The sequence below is a fragment of the Microbulbifer flavimaris genome (assembly GCF_001641755.2).
Taxonomy (GTDB): domain Bacteria; phylum Pseudomonadota; class Gammaproteobacteria; order Pseudomonadales; family Cellvibrionaceae; genus Microbulbifer; species Microbulbifer flavimaris.
Map to the genome: position 1 here is coordinate 1 of NZ_LRFG02000011.1, position 1,600 is coordinate 1,600.

The following is a 1,600-nucleotide window of genomic DNA, read 5'->3' on the forward strand; positions in this document are numbered from 1 at the left end:
GCTTGAAATTGGGCATGGCGGATATCCCTTTTTATGATCCGCCAATCCTATCAAAAGAGACTGGTTTTACAGAGTTTTTCTACAGCCAGAACGCCCGCAACAGGGGCGGCCAATGCTATGCACATTTTGTGCGAAATTGGGAGCGCAGCGACCCGCACAAAAATGTGCATAGCGTTGGGCGTCCCGCGGAGGCCCGAAGGGCCGTAGCAATCTGCTTGCGCTTGTTATGGAGCACTACCACTGAACTTGATCCATGGCATTTCTGTACGAGGCAAGAGCTTTGTACATAGCTACTTTAAGCGACAGCCTTTTCCCTAAAACCTGATACAGAAATATAGGTACTAGCCAAAATACAAAAATGATTCCCTGAGATACCAAGCCAGCAATAACTATTTCATTATTGAAGCCGTCGGCAAGAAAGAAAAATAATACTATTAGATTGATGACAACCAATACCCACAAGGCGAGACGGGCATCCTTCACCAGGGTTTCTTCCACTTCTTCTCTTCGTTTACTGCTCATAGTTGAAAAGCTTCATAACGCCCGCAACAGGGGCGGCCAATACTGTGCACATTTTGTGCGAAATTAGGAGCGCAGCGACTTGCAAAAAATGTGCATAGTGTTGGGCGTCCCACGGAGGCCCGCAGGGCCGGAGTCAACTGCTTGCGTTTGTTATGAGTACCTCCAGGAGTAGCAGCGCAAAGAAGAGAAAAAAGAAAATGAATGATGCCTCATACCTTCTTTTTACTCGTTTTTTCGACGCTAATACTTCCTTTGGAAGATCTTCTCGCTCCAGTTCCGCATTGCCAAATAATAGCCCCCAATAATAGTAGGAACGATTAAATAGCGAAAAATACTTTTTGTGAAGAACCGGTCTTTGGTCCTTTACAGCCTTTAAGAGGCTCCTGCCTGAAACCGTGGCAAAGAGAAACAACCCAAACCCCAAAATGAAACAAAGTATTCCTATAACTAGCATGCTGTCAGTACGTACTCATAACGCCCAGCGCAGGCGCAGCCAGCGCGGAGCGCATTTTGTGTTAATGTTTGAGCGCCAGCGAGTAACACAAAAGGTGCGTAGCGTTGGCTGTCGCTCTGCCGCTGTTTGTTATGTGCCACGGGACATCTGACCAGTCGGCTGGCTCTTAAATTCACCAATATACTCGATTTCTATAATGCAGCCGTAGCTCTCAAGAGTTCCCGGCCACCTTGGTATTGACTTGAACTTAATACTCACTTCTAGGCCATCCTGAATCTTATCTCTCTGATCAATGCAGGGAATCAAGGACTGCATTCGAAATTTCGCGCCCTCCACCTCAAAGGATGAATACCCGTTGTACGTCCGAAGAGCTAACACTTTTCCTCTTACAAATTGTGTTTCCTCAGACTCAATGGCCCGATTTAGGCTGAAGTATTCATAGGTAGCTGCAGCTATTACAGGAAGCAGAAATAACCATCCTAAATACTTCAATTTCATGCTCGAAAGTCATTCCTAGACGACACATAACGCCCACGGCAGGGGCGGATTACCTTATGCGCGTTTTGCGCAAAAATGGGAGCGAAGCGACCGCGCAAAACGTGCATAAGGTAAGCCGTCCCGCGG

The 1,600-nt window shown here is 47.0% G+C and carries 2 protein-coding genes; both read right to left on the reverse strand.

Features of this window, described 5'->3' with window-relative positions:
* Positions 1-234: 234 nt before the first annotated feature.
* On the reverse strand, positions 235-498 hold the full coding sequence (locus AWR36_RS15930; protein WP_067087487.1) for a hypothetical protein: 264 nt from the start codon (positions 496-498) through the stop codon (positions 235-237).
* 607 nt (positions 499-1,105) lie between these two features.
* Positions 1,106-1,474: a hypothetical protein gene (locus AWR36_RS15940; protein ID WP_067087493.1), complete on the reverse strand. Its 369-nt coding sequence runs from the start codon at positions 1,472-1,474 to the stop codon at positions 1,106-1,108.
* Between the last annotated feature and the right edge of the window lie 126 nt (positions 1,475-1,600).